Source organism: Sphingomonas pollutisoli (assembly GCF_029167165.1).
In the GTDB taxonomy this organism is placed as follows: domain Bacteria; phylum Pseudomonadota; class Alphaproteobacteria; order Sphingomonadales; family Sphingomonadaceae; genus Sphingomonas; species Sphingomonas pollutisoli.
In genome coordinates this window covers 196,727-212,310 of record NZ_JARFNJ010000008.1, presented here as the reverse complement: position 1 = coordinate 212,310, position 15,584 = coordinate 196,727, and the positions used below count along the sequence as shown (strand labels likewise).

At 63.1% G+C, this 15,584-nt stretch carries 17 protein-coding genes and 1 pseudogene; 8 read left to right on the top strand and 10 right to left on the bottom strand.

From position 1 onward, the window contains the following. Positions 1-527: 527 nt before the first annotated feature. The gene (locus PX554_RS18560; RefSeq protein WP_275503965.1) at positions 528-1,175 is read right to left on the bottom strand and encodes an RES family NAD+ phosphorylase; all 648 of its coding nucleotides are present in this window, start codon (positions 1,173-1,175) and stop codon (positions 528-530) included. Continuing rightward, positions 1,172-1,930, bottom strand: a complete 759-nt coding sequence (locus PX554_RS18555) for a hypothetical protein (RefSeq protein ID WP_275503964.1) — start codon at positions 1,928-1,930, stop codon at positions 1,172-1,174. Before PX554_RS18555 ends, PX554_RS18560 begins: the two co-directional genes overlap by 4 nt. A gap of 393 nt (positions 1,931-2,323) precedes the next feature. Between PX554_RS18555 and PX554_RS18550 the strand changes: the two genes are divergently transcribed. After that, a complete protein-coding gene (locus PX554_RS18550; RefSeq protein WP_275503973.1) occupies positions 2,324-2,611 on the top strand; it encodes an AbrB/MazE/SpoVT family DNA-binding domain-containing protein in 288 nt (95 codons plus the stop codon). Then, entirely contained in the window at positions 2,608-2,994 is a 387-nt protein-coding gene (locus PX554_RS18545; RefSeq protein ID WP_275503963.1) for a type II toxin-antitoxin system VapC family toxin, read from the top strand. The genes PX554_RS18550 and PX554_RS18545 overlap by 4 nt, the downstream gene beginning before the upstream one ends. Positions 2,995-3,007: 13 nt before the next feature. Here PX554_RS18545 and PX554_RS18540 read toward each other — a convergent pair. Then, positions 3,008-3,759: pseudogene (locus PX554_RS18540) on the bottom strand (IS5 family transposase). A gap of 617 nt (positions 3,760-4,376) precedes the next feature. Between PX554_RS18540 and PX554_RS18535 the strand changes: the two are divergent. Then, positions 4,377-5,462, top strand: a complete 1,086-nt coding sequence (locus PX554_RS18535) for a catalase family peroxidase (RefSeq protein WP_275503962.1) — start codon at positions 4,377-4,379, stop codon at positions 5,460-5,462. Continuing rightward, positions 5,459-6,052, top strand: coding sequence for a cytochrome b (locus PX554_RS18530; protein WP_275503961.1), 594 nt, complete (start codon positions 5,459-5,461; stop codon positions 6,050-6,052). The genes PX554_RS18535 and PX554_RS18530 overlap by 4 nt, the downstream gene beginning before the upstream one ends. 35 nt (positions 6,053-6,087) lie before the next feature. Here the strand turns inward: PX554_RS18530 and PX554_RS18525 are convergent, their stop codons facing one another. Beyond that, positions 6,088-6,465, bottom strand: coding sequence for a winged helix-turn-helix transcriptional regulator (locus tag PX554_RS18525; protein WP_275503959.1), 378 nt, complete (start codon positions 6,463-6,465; stop codon positions 6,088-6,090). Between the two features lie 92 nt (positions 6,466-6,557). Here PX554_RS18525 and PX554_RS18520 point away from each other — a divergent pair, with 92 nt between their 5' ends. The 4 genes from PX554_RS18520 (at position 6,558) to PX554_RS18505 (ending at position 9,474) form a co-directional block, all read left to right on the top strand. Beyond that, on the top strand, positions 6,558-7,340 hold the full coding sequence (locus tag PX554_RS18520) for an MBL fold metallo-hydrolase (protein WP_275503958.1): 783 nt from the start codon (positions 6,558-6,560) through the stop codon (positions 7,338-7,340). 217 nt (positions 7,341-7,557) lie between these two features. Beyond that, the gene (locus PX554_RS18515; protein WP_275503957.1) at positions 7,558-8,169 is read left to right on the top strand and encodes a TetR/AcrR family transcriptional regulator; all 612 of its coding nucleotides are present in this window, start codon (positions 7,558-7,560) and stop codon (positions 8,167-8,169) included. 59 nt (positions 8,170-8,228) lie between these two features. Next, on the top strand, positions 8,229-8,663 hold the full coding sequence (locus PX554_RS18510) for an ester cyclase (RefSeq protein WP_275503956.1): 435 nt from the start codon (positions 8,229-8,231) through the stop codon (positions 8,661-8,663). Between the two features lie 151 nt (positions 8,664-8,814). Beyond that, on the top strand, positions 8,815-9,474 hold the full coding sequence (locus PX554_RS18505) for an FMN-dependent NADH-azoreductase (RefSeq protein ID WP_275503955.1): 660 nt from the start codon (positions 8,815-8,817) through the stop codon (positions 9,472-9,474). Between the two features lie 206 nt (positions 9,475-9,680). Here PX554_RS18505 and PX554_RS18500 read toward each other — a convergent pair whose 3' ends face one another. The 6 genes from PX554_RS18500 to PX554_RS18475 are packed head-to-tail and all read right to left on the bottom strand — an operon-like array spanning position 9,681 to position 15,425. Further along, positions 9,681-10,466 carry a 2OG-Fe dioxygenase family protein gene (locus tag PX554_RS18500; RefSeq protein WP_100239608.1) on the bottom strand — a complete coding sequence of 262 codons (786 nt, stop codon included), beginning with the start codon at positions 10,464-10,466 and terminating at the stop codon, positions 9,681-9,683. Continuing rightward, the gene (locus PX554_RS18495) at positions 10,463-10,609 is read right to left on the bottom strand and encodes a DUF2474 domain-containing protein (protein ID WP_100239609.1); all 147 of its coding nucleotides are present in this window, start codon (positions 10,607-10,609) and stop codon (positions 10,463-10,465) included. The genes PX554_RS18500 and PX554_RS18495 overlap by 4 nt, the downstream gene beginning before the upstream one ends. Next, positions 10,609-11,616 (bottom strand): cytochrome d ubiquinol oxidase subunit II, encoded by a 1,008-nt coding sequence (gene cydB, locus PX554_RS18490; RefSeq protein ID WP_100239610.1) that lies wholly within the window; start codon positions 11,614-11,616, stop codon positions 10,609-10,611. The genes PX554_RS18495 and cydB overlap by 1 nt, the downstream gene beginning before the upstream one ends. Positions 11,617-11,618: 2 nt before the next feature. Then, positions 11,619-13,040 (bottom strand): cytochrome ubiquinol oxidase subunit I, encoded by a 1,422-nt coding sequence (locus PX554_RS18485; RefSeq protein WP_100239611.1) that lies wholly within the window; start codon positions 13,038-13,040, stop codon positions 11,619-11,621. Further along, positions 13,028-14,026, bottom strand: a complete 999-nt coding sequence (locus tag PX554_RS18480; RefSeq protein ID WP_100239612.1) for a carbon-nitrogen hydrolase family protein — start codon at positions 14,024-14,026, stop codon at positions 13,028-13,030. Before PX554_RS18480 ends, PX554_RS18485 begins: the two co-directional genes overlap by 13 nt. A gap of 19 nt (positions 14,027-14,045) precedes the next feature. Then, positions 14,046-15,425 (bottom strand): aminotransferase-like domain-containing protein, encoded by a 1,380-nt coding sequence (locus PX554_RS18475; RefSeq protein WP_275503954.1) that lies wholly within the window; start codon positions 15,423-15,425, stop codon positions 14,046-14,048. Positions 15,426-15,584 lie beyond the last annotated feature (159 nt).

The following is a 15,584-nucleotide window of genomic DNA, read 5'->3' as shown; positions in this document are numbered from 1 at the left end:
GAGGAGCCGGACGCCCATGTCGTCGGGGCATGGGTTGGCGGCCGAGATCCAGTAACGGACCGCGCGATCGGACACGCCAAGGTCAGCCGCGATAGGTGCCTGCCAGCGTTCGCCATACAGCGCCTCCCCGACTGAGCGGAGCAATTCGAGATGTGCGTTTTCCCCCATGCTTCCGGGGTTCTAGGAAGTAGGTACGTTTTGGCCAACCGCTTTCTTATCTCGAGAGAGTATTGGTCTGAGCCGCCCGCTCCTCCGACCCTACAGACTTTTAGGAGTTTCCAGTCCATGATCCTCACCAAATTTGGGAAGAGCTAAGCTGGGATGAAGGACGCTACCGTTAGCTCACCCTTGGTGGAGATGGCGCCGGGTCGGAGCTAAGGCACAGGTGGCTCACCACTGATCGCGACGTCGGGCCCTTCGAATCGTTTGACCCGACGGCCGCAAGCGGCCGCTCGCTGGACCTGAACAAGCAACCGAAGTTGGGAAGCCGAGGAGGAGCCGCGAACGTCCGGGGCTGGGTCTTAGTCTTAGACTACCAAAGTCACCCCCGAACGGTCAGCGAGGGCTCTGAAGCGCACCGCCAACGTCGGGTCCGCGTCAATCCGGGTGGTGCTGACCACGCCGAGCGCCCCGGGCGGAACGCGATTGCCGAAGAACATCATCGCCAGCGACGAAGGATAGGCGCGTGACTCCCAAACCATCCCGTGCGTGACGGCATCCTTGCGATGCAGCGCCGCGGACCAGCGCCGCGTGTCCGGGAACTCGCGCGAGGGTGTGTCGATCAACTGATTGCGCGCGACGCCCAGCTTCATCAGGTCCGGCGCGAGAAAGGAGCGCAGCGCGAGCGGGCTGGCGACCCGCAGCAGCGAGCAGCGAACGCCGGAGAGCTTGCTCAGCGAATACGTTTTGAAGGACTGCGCCGGATCGAGGTCATGGAAGATCGTCTCGTAAACTGCGGCCTCGAACCCGTCCGCGGCATAGGCAGTCGGCACCCGCTTGCGCACCGGGCCGATCGGCGCGAACCGCGAGAAGCCGAACCCGGGGTTGAACGCGTCCCCAGCAAGGCGCTCAGCATGAATGCGCCAGAGGACTGCGCCTACGGCCAGATCGGTGACGTGGGTCGGAAAGGCTGCCGGCGGTTTGGGAACGATGCCGGTCGGCGCCAGCGCTGTCACCCGCTGATCTCGTCGCTCTCGTGCGCCGCTGCTTCAAGGACGCCCGCTTCATCCTCAAGCATCTCCCGCGGCGCGGGACCACCGAGCCAGGAGTTGGACGACACGAACCAGAAAGCAGTCTGCCATGGTGTCCGGCTCGCCGGCAGGACCTCCAGGATTTTCTTGATGAGGGGAAGCGGCTTGCCGTCGGCGTCGAACTGGAAGGTCGGGAAACGGTCCTGTCCCTGGTACGGGACCGCGAAGACGCGGGCTTGCCCCTTCCAGCGCGCGGCGGTCTGGTGGCGGTTCTTGGCTTCATGCCCGGCGCGCGCGGCGACCTCGGCCGAGCTGAGCGTCTCGACCTCGTGCAGGAAGCGCTGGCGGATGGCGGTGTTGTCGGCCGCGACTGCGGTATGAAACTCCGCCATCGGATCATGAGTGTCGGCCAGGACGTCGAGGAGCTGCTCGATCTTGCGCTCGAGGTGGCGCGCCCGGACCTCGGGCAGCAGCTTGTCGACGATCGCATAGAGCGCCTGGCGCTCCGGGTCGGCCGCGGCGCCGGTCGCGGTCAGCTGTTCGATCGCGTGCTCGACGGCCGTCCGATACTGTTCGGAGAAGCCTTCCACGGTGGGTGCTATATATAAGGTGTCATCGACCGTGTCGGATCGCGTGGTCCCGCGACGCTTGGCCGGCTTGGCGCGCGCGGTCTCGACCAGGCTGGCGAACACCAGATTGGCGAAGGCGCTCGGATCGACAGCGTTGGCGAGGATCGCCATGAACAGCTCCTACGGTTAGTCTCGCTAACATATAACCCGTCTAACCGACATTACCATCCCATGCGCACCAATTTCGCTTAGTCCAGCTAACCGATAAGCGATCTAACCACCCTCGCCCAACCCGATGTTTATTCCAGTAACCCCTCTTCCTGGAAAAAAGATGACCCATGTAAAATCAGCTTCCGGACCGTGTCCGGCACCTGTTCGATATGGCTGCAAGTGACCTTGATCATACGCTCGCGGCGTTCAGGCCGGAATGTGCCAACAGAGCATGCCCACTTAGACACCATCTGCGAGATAGATCTAGCTCAATGCCAAAGAACGCATTGAGCCATGTCTCCTGCGATGGCATAGAAGCTGCGTATGACACCGACGAGGAGTGCCACCGTGGCAATGCAGTCCATAGACGTAAAGGTGGCCAGTAACGGTCGTATGATCCTGCCGGCATCGGTTCGCAAGGCGATGGGCCTACACGGAGACGCCAAGGTCATTCTTACGGTCGAGGACGATCAGGTTCGGTTGTCTCCGATCGGTCATGGGGTATCGCGCGCGCAAGCCCTCTACCGGGAACATGCCAAGCACGCTCGCACGATCGACGATTTTCTGACTGACCGAAAGGCGGAAGCTGCCGCAGAGGCGGATGAGGCGTTTCCGACCAAGCGGTTGCAGAATCCGGCATGACATCCGTCGTGCTGGATGCATCCGCGGTGCTGGCGCTGGTTCGTGACGAACCGGGTGCCGACAAGGTCGCACCGCATGTTGGACAAGCCGCTCTCTCGGCCGTCAATCTCCAGGAGGTCGTCAAGGAGCTGCTGCTCAGCGGTTTGGACACGGCCACCATCCGCGAGCTACTCGATGAGCTTCGTTTTGATATCCGAGCTCACGACGTAGAAGCCGCCTATGCGGCCGCTGGAATGCATGCCCAGACAAAGGAGTTCGGGCGCGGCCTGGGCGATCGCTCCTGCCTGGCTCTCGCGATGCAGCTGGGCGTCCCTGCCCTCACTGCCGACCGCGAGTGGAAGAAGGTGAAGGTCAAGGGTCTCAAGGTGGAGCACATCCGCTAGGGCTGAGACTCAATCATAGCCAGAAGGCGAGCGCGGTTGCGATGGCGACGCCTGACAGGAAGTTGGCGGCGAGTTTGTCGTAGCGGGTGGCGACACGGCGGAAGTCTTTGAGACGGCAGAAGGCGTTCTCGATCAGGTGGCGGCCGCGATATCTGTCCTTGTCGTAGCGGATTGTGCGTTTGCGGTTTCGCCGTCCGGGAATGACAGGAACGGCTCCGGCGTCACGTAAAGAACGGCGCAGCCGGTCGGCATCGTAGCCTTTGTCAGCAAGGAGGTAACGCATTCGGCCTGCACGTTCGAGAAGCGCGGGCGCTGCCGTCACGTCGCTGACATTGCCGGCCGTCAGCATCAACGCATAGGGACGGCCGATGACATCGGTGAGCGCGTGAATCTTGGTCGTCCAGCCACCGCGCGAGCGACCGATCGCTTGGATCTGGCGCCCCCTTTTCCGCCGAACGCCGCGCGTTGCGCCTTGATGTAGGTGCTGTCGATCGCGGTACTCTTCGCAACCACGCCAGCATCCACCAGCGCGTCGAGCAGCTTGAGCCAGAAGCCACGGCGCGACCAGCGGTTGAACCGATTGTAGATCGTCGTGGATGGCCCGTAATCGGCCGGGCAGTCGCACCAGCGGCAGCCTACCTTCAGCACATGCACGATCCCGGAGATCACCCGCCGGTCGTCTACCCGCCGCGCGCCGGGCTGGTTCCTCGGCAGATGCGGCTCGATCGCCGCCCACGCTTCATCCGACAACCAGAACAGCGCCATGCCTCACTCCTCTTGATCCATGCGCCAGTGAATCAGAAATACCATCATCCCTCAAGATGCTGATTGGGTTTGGACCCTAGGAGGTCCGGCACGAGCCCCTGATCTTCCAGAAGCCGCACGAGCTTTGCGGGACCAGCTGGGTCGGAGAGATCCTGTATATGAACCGAGACTTTAATCCCGCATCTTTCTCGCAGTTCCTTCGCGAGCCCATTCATCGGAACCCGCGAACGCGCGGTGAGCGCCAGTTCATATCATCGCTCAACGAGTTCGTGCGCGAACGCCACGCGGAGGCCACGTGAAGCGCCAGTTACCAGTGCGATCTTTCTGTTCATTGCAGCCTCCAAATGACCATTGGTCATCTAAAATGACTGATGGTCATTTACGATGCCTGTTCAAGCCGAGCGTCCTATGATGATCGCAGTGCGACGCGATCATATCGTCAGGATCCTTAAATCTACGCGCGGCGAAAAGGCCTGGTTCGTGCGATTTCCATCTGATCGGCGGGGTGGATCTGCCGCTGGTGATGTGGGCAATCGCGGAATTCGTACCCTCGGCGGAATAAAAGCCTATGGTGAATGTCCATCAAGCATCGATCTCTTTTTTCCGAAAGCCTCGCGATGCGAGACAACCCACCTCCCCCGCCCTTGGCCCCTTACGCGCTGATCGCCGCAATCGTGCTCCTGCTTGCGACTGGCCTCGCCTGGGCGGCAGGATGGATTGGCCCGAAGCGGCTTAACGGCGGCGATGTCGCCGACGCTCTGGAGCAGAATGCGGGCGGCGTGCATCCAGGTTATCGCCGGGCGCATTCGAAAGGCCTCTGCCTGGTGGGCGACTTCCAGGCGAACGGCGCAGGCGCGGCACTCACGAAGGCGAGCATCTTCGCCAGGGGCGACTATCCGGTGTTCGGGCGTTTCTCGCTCGCCGGCGGCAACCCGCTCGCCATCGACGGCCGGAATGTGTTCCATTCGATGGCGCTGATCCTGCGGACGCCGGACGGCCAGGAATGGCGGACAGGCATGAACCACACACCGATCTTCCCGGTGGCCGATCCGCAGTCTTTCGTGGATCTGCAGTTGGCCAGCACGCCCGATCCCAAGACGGGCAAGCCCGATCCGGCGCTGATGAAGGCCTATCTCGCACGCCATCCGGAGACGAAGGCGTTCCAGGATTATATCAAGCAAGCCGTGCTGCCGAACAGCTTCGCCAACGCGACCTATTACAGCATCAACGCGTTCCGCTTCTCCAATGCGGCCGGCGAGACGCGGTTCGTCCGCTGGCAGATGATCCCCGAGACGGCGGTCGAAGGGTTGGACAAGGCAAAGCTCGACAGCTTGCCGCGCGATTATCTGTTCAAGGAGATGGTCGCCCGGACCGCCAAGGCGCCATCGCGCTGGCATCTCGTGGTCGTCGTCGCCAATCCAGGTGACGTGACCAACAAAGCGACGGTCGCGTGGACCGGCGCGCATCGGACGGTCGATGTCGGCACCCTCACCGTCTCAACGGTGAACGCCGAGGAGGTCGGCAATTGCCGGGATGTCAATTTCGATCCCACGGTCCTGCCGGCCGGTATGGCGCCGTCCGATGATCCGCTGCTCGCCGTCCGCGCCAAGGTCTACTCCACCTCGTTCGGCCGCAGGGCCAGCGAGAACCCCGGGCCGAGCGCCATCGGCAAGGACCTCCATGCAGGGGAGTCGGTACGATGAGCCATGGCAACCGCACTCATTTCTCGATTCTGCTCCGGCTGATCCATTGGACCATGGCTGCGCTCATCCTCGCCATGATCTTCATTGGGGTCGGAATGGTCTCCACGGTCGGGCCGGCTTATTCGGCCTTGCTTCAGATGCATCGTCCGATCGGTGCGGCGCTGTTCGTTCTGGTGGTTCTGCGTCTCGCTGTACGCCTCGCTACCGGAGCGCCTGCGCTACCCGCCGATCTTCCGAAAGCCCAGCAGTTCGTGGCCAAGGCGTCCCATGTGCTGCTCTACGCGGCAATGCTGACAATGCCCCTGATCGGCTGGGCGATGTTGTCGGCAGGCGGCTTTCCGATCGTCCTGACCAAGGCGTTGTCGCTGCCAGCGATCCTCCCCCACGATCTGCGGCTCTATTTCCCGCTCAGGACGCTTCATACGCTCGTCGCGATCGCGTTCTTCGCGTTGATCCTGGCGCATCTCTCAGCCGCGCTCATGCATGGGTTGATCCGGCGCGATGGGGTGCTGCGGAGCATGACGTTCGGTTCCGGCCGCCGCGAACCCATAATGTCACCGCAGGTGGACGACCTGGATGCTACCGAATGATAATTGGGAGGAGGCGTCGTGATGCCTCCTCCTTTTCAGGCGGCTGCCTTGGGATCGGCCGGCGGCGACCAGACATGCCCTTTTCCCTCCAGCCGGGCCATGCCCCAGTCGGAGATCTTGTCGAGCAGCGCCATCATGCTCTGACCGTCCGCGGTCAGCGCGTAGCGCGCGCCAGCGCCATTGACCGATGTCGGCGCGGATTTGGTCAGCATCCCGTCGTCGGTGAGTGCCTTGAGTTGGGTCGAGAGAACCTGGTCGGGCGCGTCGGGCAGCATCCTGGCGAGCACTGAGAATGTCTCATGTCCCCGCGACACCAGCAGCAGGATCCGCGCTTTCCATTTTCCGCCGATAATCGAGAGCACCTCCTCGACCGGGCAGGGCTCGAGCGGTGCGCGCTTGGGCTGGTAGGTCATGGTTCTCAACCGACTCAGAACATTCTGTGCCTAGCCTAAGTCCCGCGCAGGTGGTTGTATAGGCTTAAAGGTGACAATGGGAAACCGCACAGATGAACGTCAAGATTACTTATTTCGACACAGCAATGGCACTTATCGAGATCGGTTCGATTCGCATTCTGACGGATCCCGTATTCGATGATGCCGGAACGACTTATAATGACGGCGTGATATCCCTGGAAAAGACGAACGCCCGAGCCATCGATCCCGCCGCACTTGGTCGGATCGACGCAGTTCTACTGAGTCACGACCAGCATAGCGATAATCTCGACACGCGTGGCCGAGCGTTTCTTGCCGAGGTGCCCCAGATACTCACCACGCCGGAAGCCGCCGCCCGTCTCGGCGGGGCCGCAGTTGGCCTCACGCCCTGGCAGGACGCCGAGATCAGTCGCGACGGCTTCACGCTGCGCGTCACCGCGGCGCCCGCCCAGCATGGGCCCGACGGTACGCAGGAGCTGACCGGTCCAGTCACCGGCTTCCTGATCGACTGGGACGGCCGTACGTCACGCGGCCCCATCTACATCTCCGGCGACACGGTGCCCTTCGCCGGCATGGCTGAGATCGTCGAGCGCGCAGCGCCGATCGGGCTGGCCCTCATGCACATGGGCCATGTCACCCCCGCTCCGGATGCAGGGATCTTCTTTTCGATGTCGGCGCGCGAGGCGGCGGACTATGCAGCCGCATTGAATGCGGAGGTGATGGTGCCGCTCCATTTCGATGGCTGGAATCATTTCAGCGAAGCCCAGTTGGCCGCTTCGGGCGTGCTCGCCCGGAGCGAAGCCGCCAAGCGCACGCGCTGGCTCGCTCCGCGCGAGAGCCTTTCGCTGGAGATGTAATCGCGAACCGCCTGGTCAAGACGACCAGCACGGGCTCAGACCGTCACCGGGTGCCCTTTCATCGTCATGGGAGGGCATCGGGTGACGGCGTGCACGATCGAATAGGCTCCAGGCCTTCTGACCTGTGCCGGAGGCCACAATCCTGATGATGCGGTCGATGACGGGCCAGCATCGTCACGCCTATTGCATGTTTTGAGTGAACATATATGTTCGCCGAATGACGAAACGACGTTACACGCTTGGACAACGGGCGGCGACCCAGGAGGAGACGCGGCGCCGCATCGTCGAGGCCACAGTCCATCTGCATGAAACACTCGGTCCGCGAGCGACGACGATCAGCGCCGTGGCCGAACGGGCGAAGGTGCAGCGGCTCACCGTCTATCGTCATTTCGCGGACGAGAACGAGCTGTTCAAGGCATGCACCTCACACTGGTTCGCCAGCCACCCGATCCCAGAGCCATCTGCCTGGGCGATGGAAACCGGTTTGGCGCGGGTCCAGCGCGCCCTAGGCCAACTCTATTCCTATTATCGTCGAACCGAAGCGATGTGGACCGTGACATTCCGCGACGAAGCGGATGTGCCCGCGCTTGAAGAACCGATGCGGCGCGTGCGCAGTTTCCTGGACGGTATCCGCGATGACCTGCTCGACCACCTCGCGCCCGATATATCCGCGATCGATGGTATGCGCGTGACGCTGGGAAGCGCCGTTCAGTTCCCGACATGGCAGTCGCTTGCGCGCCAGGGGCCGGACGACGCCGCGATCGCCGGCCTGGTTTGCGATTGGTTGCGCGGCGTATCGAGCGCCCTGCCCCCCGCGCCCCACCGCTAGGCGATGCCCCGCGCACCCATGAGGGGAGCGCCTTCAACCGATAATGGAGAGAGAAGATCATGTCCGATACCGATGTCACGCGCGCGTTGTTCGACCGCTGGGAGCGCGTCTGGAGCCATGGAGAGCTCGACCTCGTGCCGACCTGCGTAGCGCCGCATTATCTCCGGCATGAGGAAGGCGGAGACCGGATCGTGACACCCGAGAGCTATGCGGCCGAGATCGTCGCGCTCAAGCGCGAACGGCCGGATTTTCTGATCGTGGCCTATGACTACAGCTTCCAGGGTAACCGTGCCTGGTATCGGGTGGCGATGCGCTGGACCGACCGCGCCAGTGGCGCGCTTCAGACGCGCGCAGCCATGCAGGCCTATCGCATCGAGGACGGCAAGCTGGCCGAGACCTGGGTGATGTCGTGGCCAGTGGGTTCGTCCTGGCCGGACGCCGCGCCACTGGAGCGCTGGACCAGCCCGGTTTCCTCGATCGCCGGGGGAGCGTGAAGCTGTGGCAGGTTCGGTTTTCTGGCCCCCCGGATCGCATCCGATATTAACAATACACTATTGTTCACTGAATTATTGACCAAGGTGTTGCAAGCGGATAGCGCCAGAATCGAGTGAACACGATCGTTCATTCGATTCGGGAGAATGAAAGATGGAAGAATCCGCCATTGGGTCGGGAAAGTCGCCGCCGCATCTGCTTCATATTGCCGGCTCACCACGCGGCGCTGTTTCCGCGTCTCAGGATATCTCCGAGCGCTTCATCGAAGCATGGACCGCCGAGGATCCCGCGCGGACGGTCGGCAGGCTCGACATCTGGGAGATGGACCTTCCGAGTTTCGACGGCGCGGCGCTCGAGGCGAAATATGCGAGCCTCGCCGGGACCGAGATGACGGGCGAGCCGGCGCGGGTCTGGGCGACGATCCGGGAACTCGGCCAGCTTTTCCATGCTGCCGACGTCATCGTGATTGGCGTCCCGATGTGGAATTTCGGTATCCCCTACCGCTTGAAGCATCTCATTGACGCGGTGACCCAGAAGGACGTGCTCTACAGCTTCGACGGCCAGAATATGGTCGGGTTGCTCACTGGCCGGAAACTGGTGCTTTCCGCTGCGCGCGGCGCGCGCCTGGGCGGAGACTATCCCGAGAAGGATTTCGACCACCAGATCGCCTATATGCACATCTGGGCGCGGATGGTCGGGATCACCGAAGTCCACGCGATCGTCGCGGAGGGCACGTTGTTCGGGCCTGAGGCGGATGCCGCCGCACGGGGTCCGGCTCGGGCAACGGCGATCGAACTCGCAAAATCGATCTGATCACCGCTGAGCGTCGCCCTCATATGGGGCGACGCTGCAGACGGTTGCGCGGCAGGCTCGCCCGGGCCACCTCTGCCTTCCCTGTGGTCAGGCCCTCCGTGTAGATTGTCGGGAATCATGGATTGAGGCGCTTGGCATAGTGGAGAGGCCGCCGCTTCACCGCGGTCGCAGATGATGCGTCAATGTGGCGCGCCGGCGATCCCTCGTCAGCGATGGTTCGCTGAGGCAGACGATCGCGATTGGCTGATCTGCTGAGGCTGGAAGGTCAACACCAGCGCGTCGCGGATCGCGGGCGCGCTTGGATTCGTCGGCTTGATCGAGGTCACCACATGCTGCACTCGCCGGTCGTCGACAATCACCATTTCCAATGGTGAATCCAGTTCGATTTCGGCGATCCTGCGGCCATCCATACCGCGAATGCCGGTTACGCCACCCAGCATATTCTGGCGTGCAACGAGCATCATGATGACGAGTGCGACCCCGTCCCGATGCAGGCCTTCGGGTGTCGGCGTCGCACTCTCGAAGGTCTTCGCCTCAATCCGGAACTGGTGCATTTCGGCATGCCAACATGGGTTGGGCGTGTCCACGATCCGGCGTCCCAGTGCGTCGCCCAGGCGCAGGAGTGCGTCCGTGATCGGTTGGTCCGCGATCTGCGGTTCGACTGGCGAGAACCAACGATCGACGCCGCCATTGAGCTGGTTGTGAAGCCGGCTCTGATAATGCGGCTGGTGCGGCTTGCGAACGACCGCACCCCATTCGACGGCAAAAGCGGCGAACCGGCGCTTTCGGTAAGTCCCTCCGTCTCCCATCCATCGATCGGGATCGAGCCGTTCCCAGCTCTCGGCGTAGGGACGAAAGCTTCCGGACGGCACGCCGAGCAATTCGCCGCACTGCGCCGACGAAATATACGCGAACCCGCGGGTCTTGAGCTCGTAGATCAGTCGGCTCGCAATATCGTCATGCTTCACGAGACCGGAAGTCTGGCGTGTCATCCAGTCGTCAGCCCCGCAAGCCCCATCAGCCAGCGAAACGCCATGGCGACCACGCCAAGGGCCAGGACGCTTGCCGCCCAGATCAGCACCAGCCAGCCGAAACGGCCGAGCCACAGGCGGCGCGAGTGAGACGCGGAGCGCATCAGTGATACCCCTCCCCCGCCCGGACCTTGCCGCGGAACACGTAATAGGACCAGGCGGTGTAGGCGAGGATGAACGGGATGATGAACAGCGCGCCGACCAGCGTGAAGCCCATGCTCTCCGGCGGCGAGGCCGCCTCCCAGATCGAGATGCCCGGCGGAATGATGTGCGGCCAGAGGCTGATCGCCAGCCCGGTATAGCCGAGGAACAGCAGGAACAGCGCCAGAACGAACGGCGCGGCCTGGCTGTCGCGAGAGAGCGACCGCAGGATCAGGCCGGTAGCGATCAGCACCAGCAGCGGCACGGGCATGAGGTAGAAGAGGTTCGGCAGCGAAAACCAGCGTGTCGCCACATCCGGATGCGTAAAGGGCGTCCAAAGGCTGACGACGATGATGAACGCGAACAGCACGAGAGTGACGGGCCGGGCGAGCACCCGCATGCGCTGCTGAAGCGCGCCTTCCGTCTTCATCACAAGCCAGGTACTGCCGAGCAATGCGTAAGCGACGAGCAGCCCGGCGCCGGTGAACAGGCTGAACGGCGTCAGCCAGTCGAACAGGCCGCCGGCATAAGCGCCCTTCTCGACCCGGAAGCCGTTGATGAAGGCGCCGAGTGCCACGCCCTGGGAGAAGGTGGCGATATACGAGCCCCATGCGAACGCCTGGTCCCAGAAGGCCTTGTGGCCTTCGTCCGCCTTGAACCGGAACTCGAAGGCCACGCCGCGCCAGATCAGGCCGGCTAGCATCAGCACCAGCGGGAGGTAGAGAGCGCTCAGGATGACCGAATAGGCGAGCGGGAACGCAGCCAGAAGTGCGGCGCCGCCCAGCACCAGCCAGGTCTCGTTGCCGTCCCAGACCGGCGCCACGGTGTTGACCATGGTGTCACGGTCCTCGCGGGCAGGGACGAACGGCGACAGGATCCCGATCCCGAGATCGAAGCCATCCATGATGACGTACATCATCAGGCCGAAGGCGATGATGATCGCCCAGATGAGCGGAAGGTCGATACCCATCGTCAGTCTCCCTGGCCAATCGGGTCGATGTCGTCGCGGGCCGCGGAAAGCGGCCGTGCGGGTCGCAGGGCCTGGCCTTTCTCATGCTCGACCGCACCATCTCCGCTTGCGTGCGGCCCTTTGGCGGCCAGCTTCAGCATGTAGCTGATGCCGGTGCCGAACACCGCGCAGTACATGACGATGAACAGGATCAGCGTCGACGACAGCGCGAGCGCGCTGTGGTTGGACACCGCATCCTTCGTGCGCATCACCCCATAGACGACCCATGGCTGACGGCCGATCTCCGTCGTCATCCAGCCGGCGAGGATCGCAATGCTGCCCGACGGTCCCATCAGCAGGGCAAAGCGGAGGAACGCGCGGTTCTCGTACAATCGGCGGCGCCAGCGTAGCCAGAGCGCCCAGACCCCGAGCAGCAGCATGAGCATGCCGAGCCCGACCATCACGCGGAAGGTCCAGAAGACGATGGTCGAGTTGGGCCGATCCTCCGGCGCGAACTCCTTCAGGCCCGGAATCTGGCCATAGAGCTCATGGGTGAGGATCAGGCTGCCGAGATAGGGCACCTCGACCGCATAATGCGTCTCCTGCGCCTTCATGTCGGGCACGCCGAACAGGATCAGCGGCACGCTTTCGCCCTTCTTGCTCTCCCAATGGCCCTCGACCGCGGCGATCTTGGCGGGCTGGTACTTGAGCGTGTTGAGCCCATGCGCGTCGCCAACCGCGATCTGGATCGGCGCGACGATGAGCATCATCCACATCGCCATGGAGAGCATAGTGCGCACGGCCGGGGTGTCGCGCCGCTTGAGCAGGTGCCATGCACCGGAGGCGCCGACGAACAGCGCCGTCGAGAGATAGGCCGCGATCGTCATATGGACGAGGCGATAGGGGAAGGACGGGTTGAAGATGACCTTCAGCCAGTCGACCGGCACGACGCGGCCGTTTATGATCTCGAAGCCCTGCGGCGTCTGCATCCAGCTGTTGGAAGCGAGGATCCAGGTCGCCGAGATGAGCGTCCCGATCGCCACCATGATCGTCGCGAAGAAATGCAGCCCGGGCCCGACCTTGTTCCAGCCGAACAGCATGACGCCGAGGAACCCGGCCTCGAGGAAGAAGGCGGTGAGCACCTCATAAGCGAGCAGCGGCCCGGTGATGCTGCCGGCGAAGGCGGAGAAATAGCTCCAGTTGGTGCCGAACTGATAGGCCATGACCAGGCCGGAAACCACGCCCATGGCGAAGTTGACGGCGAAGATCCCGGACCAGAAATGGTAGAGGTCGCGATAGACCGTGTCCTTCTTCCACAGCCACAGCCCCTCCAGCACGGCCAGATAGCTGGCGAGACCAATGGTGATCGCTGGAAAGATAATGTGGAAGGAAACCGTGAAGCCGAACTGGATACGGGCCAGTTCGAGCGCCGTTAATCCGAACATTCCATCGTCTCCCCTGCCGCACCATCGACGTCTTGTGGAGCCAGACTATCGCCCTGCCGCGCGAATAAAACCGCCGATTTCTCTCGCGTATCCACGGATAGCTGGAAGACATCGGGCCGGGCATAATGACCGACGACATCGAGGTCATATTTGCCGCGGACGATCATCTTGCGATCGATATCGGCAATGCGGATCATCTCGCCCGAGAAATCCGGCTCGACGAGCACATTGCCGAGCGGATCGACGATGCACGACCCGCCGCGAATGAGCACCGTCTTGGGATCATCGCCCTGGATAGCTTCGTAGCCGGGCGGAGCGTCCGCGCGGGTGAGATATTGGCAGGCCGAGATCACGAAGCAGCGGCCCTCGATCGCGATCGTGCGCATCGTCGGCAACCAGGTGTCGCGATCGTCGACGGTCGGCGCGCAATAGAGCTCGATGCCCTGCGCATACATCGCCGTTCGCAGCAGCGGCATGTAATTTTCCCAGCAGATCACGCTGCCGATACGGCCGAGCGGTGTCTTGGCCACGCCGATGGTCGAGCCGTCGCCGAAACCCCAGACCAGCCGCTCGAGCGCCGTCGGCATCAGCTTGCGATGCCTGGAAAGCAACCGGCCGTTCGGCCCGTAGGTGAGCGCGCTGCAATAAAGCGTGCCGCCATCGCGTTCGATCACGCCGACGACGAGGTGGATGGAGTTCAAGAGGGCGATCTCGCCGAGCCGTGCGGCTTCGGGACCGGGTATTTCGATCGCGCTCTCATAATAAAGGCGGAAGTCCTCCCTGCCCTTCTGGCTCCGGCTGCCGAGCCGGGCCCCGAAGTCCAGGCCCTTTGGATAGCCACCCACAAACGCCTCGGGAAACAGGACGAGCGACGCACCCGAGCTGGCCGCATCGCGCGCGAGGTCGGCAAGCTTGGCGATGGTCTTCGGCGTGTCGAAGAGAATGGGAGCGGCCTGAACAACAGCGGCCTTGAACGTGTCGGTCATGGGACGATCCTCAAGGGTGCTAGACAACGGCCTTTGTGCCGAGCGACGGCTCGGAGATCAGGCTCGCCAACTGGGTCAGTCCATCTTCCAGAGCGCCCCTGTCGGGCGCGACGCCGATGGAGACCCGGACGGCTTCTACGGGGTGCGCGGTGATCGCGAAGGTCGAGGCCGGCACGATCGAGACGCCGGCGCGATCGGCATGGTCGGCAAAGTCCGAGGCGCGCCAATGCTCGGGAAGAAAGAGCCAGAGGTGATGGCCATGGGGGTCGGCCGAAAAGCGACATCCCGCGAGAATGTTGGCGGCCAGTTTCTGGCGCACCACATTCTCCTCGGCGATCGCGTTGGTCACTTCATCCAGCGCGCCCTCGACGATCCAGCGGCTCGCCAGCGCAGACATGAGCGGCGGCGCCATGAGGATCGTCGCACGCAATACGGCGGCGAGCCGGCGAGCCTTTCCCGCGTTCGGCGCGATCACATAGGCGATGCGCAGCGCCGGCGTCACGCATTTGGACAGCGTGGCGATATGCCAGGTGATATCGTCTGCCAGCTCGACCATCGCGGGCAAGCGCACCGGACGCAGCGGCGCATAGGGATCGTCCTCGAAGATCACGACGCCATATTCGCGGGCCAGCGCAACCAGCGCGCGCCGCCGCTCTTCGGGCAAGGTCGCGGTGGTGGGGTTGTCGATCGTCGGCACGACGTAGAGCGCCTTCGGCTTCTTGTCCCGGCACGCCTTTTCGAAAGCGTCGGGGATGATGCCGTACTCGTCCATCGCGAGGGGTTCCAGGACGAGGCCTTTCTGGGCCGCGACCGCCTTGATGCCCGGATAGGTCATCGCGCCGGCTGCCACGACATCGCCGGACGACAGCAAAAGCTCGCAGATCGCGAAGAGTGCGCATTGCGCGCCTCCCGTCACGATGATCCGCTCGGGCGTCACCGGCTCGATGCGCCTGGCAAGCCAGGAAGCGGCCGCCTTGCGATCGGCCTCGATGCCGTTGCTCTCCTGATAATGGAGCGTCATCAGCCCTCGCGGGCTGCCGAGCACGCCGGTGACGCCCTGGGGAAATATCTTGCGGAAATCGGTCGAACTGGGCTGCGGCGGGATATTCATGCTCAGATCAAGAACCGGCGGGGGCTGTTCGGGCGCCTCGCCGCCGTCCATGGTCTCGCTGATAAAGGTTCCCCGGCCGGCATGCGCCTGGATCAGCCCACGCCTGCGCGCCTCGTTGAAGGCCCGAGTGACGGTCGTGAGGTCAACGTCCAGCGCCTCGGCGATCGCACGCTGCGACGGAACGCGCTCGCCGCGCGCCACCCGGCCGGACCGGATATCCGCCTCCAATGCGTCGACGATGCCGAGATATTTCATCGGCGAGGCTTCATTGAGGTGCGGTCGCCACATAGGCTCAATCCCTCATCGTGATGTATGGCAATGGAACATACATTGCTAAATAGCATGTATGGCTCACGAGGAAAAGAGCAGATTACAACCCAGATCCGGCTCTTTGGCGACGCAGGCTCCGGAGCGGGGCAGGAACAGGTTTTCAAGCAGGGCGAACCC